This window comes from Stenotrophomonas pictorum JCM 9942 (genome assembly GCF_001310775.1).
Classification (GTDB): Bacteria; Pseudomonadota; Gammaproteobacteria; order Xanthomonadales; family Xanthomonadaceae; genus Stenotrophomonas; species Stenotrophomonas pictorum.
Genome location: NZ_BAZI01000128.1, coordinates 1 through 7,300, shown reverse-complemented (window position 1 = coordinate 7,300; position 7,300 = coordinate 1). Strand labels below are relative to the sequence as shown.

8 protein-coding genes and 1 pseudogene are annotated in these 7,300 nt (G+C 65.3%); 4 read left to right on the top strand and 5 right to left on the bottom strand.

What is annotated here, in order from left to right; all coding sequences use genetic code 11:
- On the bottom strand, nt 1-246 hold a 246-nt coding region (locus JCM9942_RS08380), incomplete at its 3' end, for a TrmH family RNA methyltransferase (protein ID WP_304941132.1).
- Between the two features lie 119 nt (nt 247-365).
- Here JCM9942_RS08380 and JCM9942_RS08375 point away from each other — a divergent pair.
- Nucleotides 366-1,193: an inositol monophosphatase family protein gene (locus JCM9942_RS08375; RefSeq protein ID WP_054658991.1), complete on the top strand. Its 828-nt coding sequence runs from the start codon at nt 366-368 to the stop codon at nt 1,191-1,193.
- 209 nt (nt 1,194-1,402) lie between these two features.
- Here JCM9942_RS08375 and htpX read toward each other — a convergent pair whose 3' ends face one another.
- Nucleotides 1,403-2,269 carry a protease HtpX gene (gene htpX / locus JCM9942_RS08370; RefSeq protein WP_054658990.1) on the bottom strand — a complete coding sequence of 289 codons (867 nt, stop codon included), beginning with the start codon at nt 2,267-2,269 and terminating at the stop codon, nt 1,403-1,405.
- Between the two features lie 92 nt (nt 2,270-2,361).
- Here htpX and gluQRS point away from each other — a divergent pair, with 92 nt between their 5' ends.
- From gluQRS to phaR, 3 genes are all read left to right on the top strand, one after another.
- On the top strand, nt 2,362-3,249 hold the full coding sequence (gene gluQRS, locus JCM9942_RS08365) for a tRNA glutamyl-Q(34) synthetase GluQRS (RefSeq protein WP_054658989.1): 888 nt from the start codon (nt 2,362-2,364) through the stop codon (nt 3,247-3,249).
- Nucleotides 3,250-3,305: 56 nt separating this feature from the next.
- On the top strand, nt 3,306-4,046 hold the full coding sequence (gene phbB / locus JCM9942_RS08360) for a beta-ketoacyl-ACP reductase (RefSeq protein WP_054658988.1): 741 nt from the start codon (nt 3,306-3,308) through the stop codon (nt 4,044-4,046).
- Nucleotides 4,047-4,192: 146 nt separating this feature from the next.
- The gene (gene phaR / locus JCM9942_RS08355) at nt 4,193-4,711 is read left to right on the top strand and encodes a polyhydroxyalkanoate synthesis repressor PhaR (protein ID WP_054658987.1); all 519 of its coding nucleotides are present in this window, start codon (nt 4,193-4,195) and stop codon (nt 4,709-4,711) included.
- Between the two features lie 58 nt (nt 4,712-4,769).
- On the opposite strand, the gene JCM9942_RS08350 is transcribed toward phaR, so the two are convergent.
- The 3 genes and pseudogenes from JCM9942_RS08350 to JCM9942_RS08340 form a co-directional block, all read right to left on the bottom strand.
- On the bottom strand, nt 4,770-5,723 hold the full coding sequence (locus JCM9942_RS08350; protein ID WP_089153156.1) for a TraB/GumN family protein: 954 nt from the start codon (nt 5,721-5,723) through the stop codon (nt 4,770-4,772).
- Nucleotides 5,720-6,661 carry a DUF1684 domain-containing protein gene (locus JCM9942_RS08345; protein WP_083468472.1) on the bottom strand — a complete coding sequence of 314 codons (942 nt, stop codon included), beginning with the start codon at nt 6,659-6,661 and terminating at the stop codon, nt 5,720-5,722. The genes JCM9942_RS08350 and JCM9942_RS08345 overlap by 4 nt, the downstream gene beginning before the upstream one ends.
- Nucleotides 6,662-6,663: 2 nt before the next feature.
- Nucleotides 6,664-7,300, bottom strand: a pseudogene (locus JCM9942_RS08340) (DNA mismatch repair MutL family protein); the annotation flags it as partial.

Sequence of the window (7,300 nt, the reverse complement as noted above, 5' to 3'; positions counted from 1 at the left end):
GGTGCAGCCCAGCACCAGGCGGCAATCGGCCACGGCCTCGGCCAGGGCCCCAAATACCGGGGCATCCCCCAGGACATCCTCGGCCCCGGCCGAACGGCGGAACGCGACGTCATCCAGCGGGTTCTCCGGGGCCACCAGCACCAGCCTCGACAGCCCCATGGTCTTCATGGCACGGGCCGCCGCACCGATATTGCCCGGATGCTGGGTGCCGACAAGAACAAAACGAATATGAGCGGAAGCAGACATGGCGGTAAAAAAAATCAGGAGCTGGACAGCGGTAGATGGTAAACTGCGCGACGGCCTTTGCGCCGACCTGCTCTTTTCCCCCGCCAATCCGATCTCTGCCTTCACGGGAGCCTTTCGCCATGCAGAAACCCGCCGTAACCGTCATGGTCAAGGCCGCACGCCTCGCCGGCAACGTCCTGCTCCGCAACATCAACAAGCTTGAAGCCCTGAACGTGGTACAGAAGGGTCGGATGGATTACGCCAGCGAAGTCGATGGCGATGCGGAAAAGGTCATTGTCAAGGAACTCAAGCGCGCCTACCCCGAATACGGCATTTTCGGCGAGGAAGGCGGCATCCAGGGCGTCAACCGCTTCATGTGGGTGATCGACCCGCTCGACGGCACCAGCAATTACCTGCGCGGCTTCCCGCACTACTGCGTCTCCATCGCCCTGGTCGAAAACGGCGAGCCGATCGACGCGGTGATTTTCGACCCGCTGCGCAACGAACTGTTCACTGCCAGCCGTGGCAATGGCGCCGTGCTCAACGACCGCCGTATCCGGGTGGCGGAGCGCAAGGATCTGGAAGGCACGATGATCCACACCGGTTTCGCGCCGCGTGAGCGTGCCCGCGCCAGCACCCAGCTCAAGACCGTCGACACCCTGCTGGTGCAGGCAGAAGACGTACGCCGCACCGGTTCGGCCGCATTGGACCTGGCCTATGTGGCCTGTGGCCGTGCCGATGCCTATTTCGAGGCCGGCGTGAAAGCCTGGGACATCGCCGCCGGCGTCCTGCTGGTGCGCGAAGCCGGTGGCAAGGTCTGCAACTACCGCGGCGCGACGCTGGCCCGCATGGATTCACGCGGCCCGGAAACCCAACAGGTGGTAGCTGGCAACATCAAGGTGTGCGAGGCGCTGCAGAAGGTGATCGTCAACACCGGCTACGCCGCTGAATTCGATCCGAAGTTCTGATCGAGACCGCTTGCGCGTTGATGAAACGGCACCCGCAAGGGTGCCGTTTTTGCTTGGGGTGTACACACCCATCCGGCGGGCGCAGCCAACCACACCGCGCTCCCGAAGCCGGCGCCGCGTGTCGCGACAATCCCATTGCCACTGCCGCGCCAATACGAAAAAACGCCCGGCATTGCCGGGCGTTCTCGCCAGAGGGTGCCCGAAGCCGGTCAGGCCACCGTCGAGGCCCGCAGCGCGGCGATGCGCTCATCCAGCGGCGGATGGCTAAGGAACAGCTTCTTGGCGGTGGAGCCGGCGATGCCGAACGCGGCGATCTGCGTGGGAAGCGTGCTCTGGCCGTGATTGAGCTTGAGCCGCTCCAGCGCGGCGATCATCTTCTGCCGGCCGGCCAGCGAGGCCCCGCCCTGGTCGGCGCGGAATTCGCGATGACGCGAGAACCACATCGCAATCACCGTCGCCCCCAGGCCGAACACCATCTCCAGCACGAACACGATGATGTAGTAGGCAAAGCCACGACCACCGCCTTCGCGATTGCCCGACAGCGCGCTGTCGATGACGCCGCCGACCACGCGGGCCAGCACGATCACAAAGGTGTTCAGCACGCCCTGCAGCAGCGCCATGGTGATCATGTCGCCGTTGGCGACGTGGGCGATTTCGTGGCCCAGCACGGCCTCGGCCTCGTCCTCGCTCATGTTGTGCAGCAGGCCGGTGGAGACCGCCACCAGTGCGTTGTTGCGGTTGGCGCCGGTGGCGAATGCGTTGATTTCCGGCGCGTCGTACACCGCCACTTCCGGCATGCCGATGCCCGCCGCCTTGGCCTGGCGGGCCACCGTATCCAGCAGCCAGCGCTCGGTCGGGTTGCGCGGCTCAGTGATCACCACCGCGCCGGTGCCGCGTTTGGCCATGAACTTGGACAGCAGCAGCGAGATGATCGAGCCGCCGAAGCCGAAGATGGCCGCCATGACCAGCAGGCCACTCATCTGCGAGGGATTCACGCCCGAAACGGACATGACAACACTGGCCAGGACCAGCACCGCCAGGTTGGTCAGAAGAAACAGCCCAATACGGGTAAACATGGGAAACATATCCGTGAGGATGGGAATGGCGTTAAATCTGCGGCGCGTACTGCTTGAATTCAAGCACCAATGTGACGGACGATTCAGTTTCGATGTCCTCCTCTGTTTACCGCGGCCGCTTCGCGCCCTCACCGACCGGTCCGCTCCACCTGGGATCCCTGCTGGCCGCCTTTGGCAGCTGGCTGCTGGCCCGCCATGCGGCAGGCCAATGGCTGGTGCGGATCGAGGACGTGGACCCGCCCCGCGAGGTTGCCGGTGCGGCCGACCGGCAACTGGCCACCCTCACGGCTTTCGGCTTGGTGTCCGACGCGCCGGTGCAGTACCAGAGCAGGCGGCACCCCCTCTATCGCGCGGCGATCAACACCCTGCTCGCACAACGCAAGGCCTTCTACTGCCACTGCAGCCGGGCCGATCTGGGCATGCAACATGGCATCCACCGCCATTGCGTGGCCAGCCAGATGCGCCCCCATCCGGCCATCCGTCTGCGCGTGCCGGACGGCAGCCGCATCGCCTTCGAAGATGCCCTGCAAGGCCGGATTGAACAGCAGGTGGATAGGGAGGTCGGTGACTTCGTCCTGCTGCGTGCCGATGGCTGCTGGGCGTACCAGCTGGCGGTGGTGGTGGACGACGCCGACCAGGGCATCAGCCACGTGGTGCGTGGCGCCGACCTGATCGACTCCACGCCGCGGCAGATCCTCCTGCAACGGGCGCTGGGCCTGCCGACACCCGCTTACCTGCACCTGCCGCTGGTAATGGGCAGCGACGGCCACAAGCTCTCAAAGTCCCTGGCCGCGCTGCCGGTGAACGCCGATCAGCCGTTACCGGTATTGCGCTGGCTGTGGGCGGCACTGGGCCAGCAGCCGGCCAGGATCGAGGCGGCGGTCACGCTGCCGGAGCTGCTGCAACAGGCCGTTGCGGGGTTTGAACCGGCACAGCTGCGCAAGAGCGGCTTGATCGCCGTCGATTCGCACCCGGCGTGAGCGCGGTTTCATTAGAATCACCCGCTCCCCTGCGAATCCGCCCTGGAGCACACCCCATGACATCCCGCGTTGCACTGGTCACCGGTGGTACCGGCGGCATCGGTTCCGCCATCTGCCAGCGCCTTGCCGACCAGGGACACCGGGTCGCCAGCAATTTCCGCAATGCCGAAAAGGCGCAGCAGTGGCAGCAGAAGATGCAGGCCAAGGGATATGACATCGCGCTGTTCGAAGGCGACGTGGCCGACCCCGCCAGCGGTCGCAGGCTGATCGATTCGGTGGAGGCGGCGCTCGGTCCGGTGGAGATCCTGATCAACAACGCCGGCATCACCCGCGACACCACCTTCCATCGCATGAGTGCCGAGCAGTGGCACGACGTGATCAACACCAACCTCAACTCGGTGTTCAACGTCACCCGCCCGGTGATTGAAGGCATGCGCAAACGCGGCTGGGGCCGGGTGATCCAGATCAGCTCGATCAACGGCCTGAAGGGCCAGTACGGCCAGGCCAACTACGCCGCAGCCAAGGCCGGCATGCACGGCTTCACCATTTCCCTGGCACGCGAGAACGCCGGTTTCGGCATCACCGTCAACACCATTTCCCCCGGCTATGTGGCCACCGACATGGTGATGGCGGTGCCCGAGGAGGTCCGCGCCAAAATCATCGCCGACATCCCCACCGGGCGCCTGGGCAAGCCGGAGGAGATCGCCTACGCGGTGGCGTTTCTGGTGGCCGAAGAGGCAGCCTGGATCACCGGCTCGAACCTGGATATCAACGGCGGCCACCACATGGGCTGGTAAGCCTCCACCCCTTGCTGCACGATGACCGCATTCCTTGCTGCGCAACAAATAACAATTCGCCGGCCTTTGCAACCCGTACGTTTGGCGGTTGCAAGCCCTGCTGCACTGCGCCATGCTGCGCCCATACCGTGACGAGTGACTGCTTAATGGCTGCGACCCGCATCATCAAGAAGTACCCCAACCGTCGGCTCTACGACACCGAGATTTCCAGCTACATCACCATCGAAGATGTGCGGCAGCTGATCCTGGATGGCGAGACCTTTGAAGTCCGTGACGCCAAGAGCGGTGAAGACCTGACCCGCTCGGTCCTGTTGCAGATCATCGCCGACAAGGAGCAGGACGGTGAGCCGATGCTGTCCACGCAGCTGTTGAGCCAGTTGATCCGTTTTTACGGCGATTCGTTGCAGGGCTTCATGGGCAACTATCTGGAGCGCAGCATGCAGGTGTTCCTGGACCAGCAGCAGCAATTCCGCCAGCAGATGGGCAACCTGCTCGGGCAGACGCCGTGGGCGATGATGAACCAGCTCACCGAGCGCAACCTAGAGCTGTGGCAGGAATTCCAGCGCAACATGGGAGGCGGTTTCGGCCGCCCTCCGGCCGCCTCCAACAAGCCGGCCGATCCACCGCCAGGCGCCACGGGCAACAAATCGCGCAGCAGCCGCTGACCCGCATCAAAAAGGCCGACGCAAGCGTCGGCCTTTTTGTATCTGATCTGCAGATGATTCAGCGCTTGGCCGGCTTGCACGCCGAACAGATCCGCTCGACCTTGTAGCCGCGCGCGCGCAGCTTCTCGACCACGCCATCACTGCCGAGCAGGTGCAACGCGCCCACCACCACCAGTGTGTCGCCCTGCCCTTGCTGCAACCAGGGCTGCAGCAAGGGCAGCCAAGCATCGTTGCGCTCCACATTGATCCGCCGATACAGCTCCGGATACTGCCGCTTCATCTGCGCGGCCATGTCGCGCCACAACACCCCGTCATCGCCGCGACGCCAGGCATCATGCAGTCGCCGGCTTTGGGCATCCCCCTCATCGGCCTGCTCCAGCGCTTCGCGCAGCAACTGGCGCTGCTCCTCGACGCTCATGCCGTCGAGCATGCTGATCTGCGCGGCGGCGCTCTCCAGTCCATCGGTCGGCTTGCCGGCCTTCGCGGCGCGCTCCATCAGATGCCGGTCCAGGCCTGATTGCGGATCCAGCCCCTGCCGGGCCATCTGCGCGATGCTGATGGTCAGGCCCACAAACCATGGCTTGAGGCCTGCCAGCCGCTCGACGGGCATGTTGTTATCGGCCGCCCAGGCCTGCAGCTGCTGCCAGGTGGCGTCATCAAGATCATCCTTGAGCTGGCGCCCGTCACGTCGCAGCGCCGCCTGCAGCATCTGCGTTGCCAGCTGCGGCGAGCCCATCTCCTCGGGCGAGAGCTCGAACAGCAGCCGTCGGGAAGCGGAAAACGCCGCGTCCACGTCCGCCGACACGGGATAGTCGGTGGGTTTGAGCATGTGGAAGGAACCCAGCAGGTACACCGCGCTGCCTTGCGCGCCACTGACCTTCCACAGCAACGGCACCGGTGGTGCCTGCGCCGCCTTCGCAACCGGCTCGGCCTGCCGGGCGATTGCAGCCAATGGCGCAACCAGCAGCATCGTGGTTGCCAGCAGCAGCCCCGCGCGCGTCATCCATTTCATCCTGCCGTCTCCTGCTTGGGTTTCACATAGGCTTTCTCGCCCGCCTCGACCAGCAGGTCCATGCGATTCTCCGGCGGCGGCAATGGACAGGTCGCAAACGGCGTGAACGCACACGGCGGGTTGTAGGCGCGATTGAAGTCGATTACCACCTGGCTGTCAGCATCCGGCACCTCCAGGTCGATGTAACGGCCGGCGGCATAGCTGCCACGGCCACTGGTGCGGTCGGCGAAAATGATCTGCAGCGGCCGGCCGGGTTCGCCCAGCGCCTCCAGCCGCCAGGTGCGGCCATCACGCTCGAATTCGACCGCGCCGGCGTTGGCCTGCTGCGTGGTTGTCCCGGTGATATCGACGATCGGCAGACTTTTGCCGGCATCGTGCGGCACGAAGCGGGCGGTGATACGCCAGCCCGGATCCTGCGCCCAATAGTCCAGATGGCCAAAGCCCGCACGCGCCGGCGCATCGGCATGTTTGACCCGCAGCGCATAGCGGCTGCCACGATGGATCAGGCTCAACGTGCCTTTGCCGTCATCGAACTGGATCAACGTCGGCTCGGCGGCGTCATCGCTGTGGAAGCGGATGCGGCCTTTCACCGGCACCCCGTCCACCTGCAGGCTTACGCCCGGCTCAGGGGTGAACCACAGCGCCTCGCCTTCGCGGGACACCATGCCCATGCGCGGCGGCCCCACCGCCAGGCGGATGCCGCTGGTGCTGCCACTGCCGATGTAATGCGCCTTGAGCTCCAGCCAGTGCAGGCCGACCAGGCTGGTCCAGCCATCGACCGCCAGCAGCTCGGTCAGGCGCTGCTCCCGCCACAACTGGTTGTCACGCACGAACCCGGCATCGGGCTTCGGCGCGGTGTGCCCGCGGTCCTCGTCCTTGCCGCCGCAACCGGCCAACAGCATCGCGGCGATCAGTGCCGCGCCCCCCCAATGTTTCATCTTCAACGCCCCCGCAGGAACCAGCGATCAATTTCAACCAGAGAAAAGCGCGCCCAGGTCGGACGGCCGTGATTGCATTGCCCGGAACGCTCGGTGATTTCCATATCGCGCAACAGCGCGTTCATTTCCGGCAAGCTCAGCCGCCGGTTGGCGCGTACCGCGCCATGGCAGGCCATCGTCGAGAGCAGCTCGTCGCGGGCACTGGCGATACGCCGGCTCTGGCCGTGCTCGCGCAGATCGGTGAGCACATCGCGCAACAGGCCTTCCGGCTCGGCTCTGGCCAGCAGTGCAGGAATGCTGCGCACATGCAGTGAACCCGGCCCGGAGCGGGTGATCTCGAAGCCGAGTTCGGCCAGCGTGGCCGCTTCGCGCTCGGCGGTATCGGCATCGCGCTCGCCCACCGCCAGGGTGATCGGCACCAGCAACGGCTGCGCGTGCAGGCCGATACCGTCATGGGCGGCTTTCAGGCGTTCGTAGCCGATACGTTCGTGCGCGGCATGCATGTCCACCACGATCAGCCTTCAGCGTTCTCGGCCAGGATGTAGATGCCGTGCAGCTGGGCGATGGCGTAGCCCAACGGCGGCACGCCACTGTCGCCGGCGGTCGGCGGCAAAGCCGGACCAGCCTCGCCGACGGCCG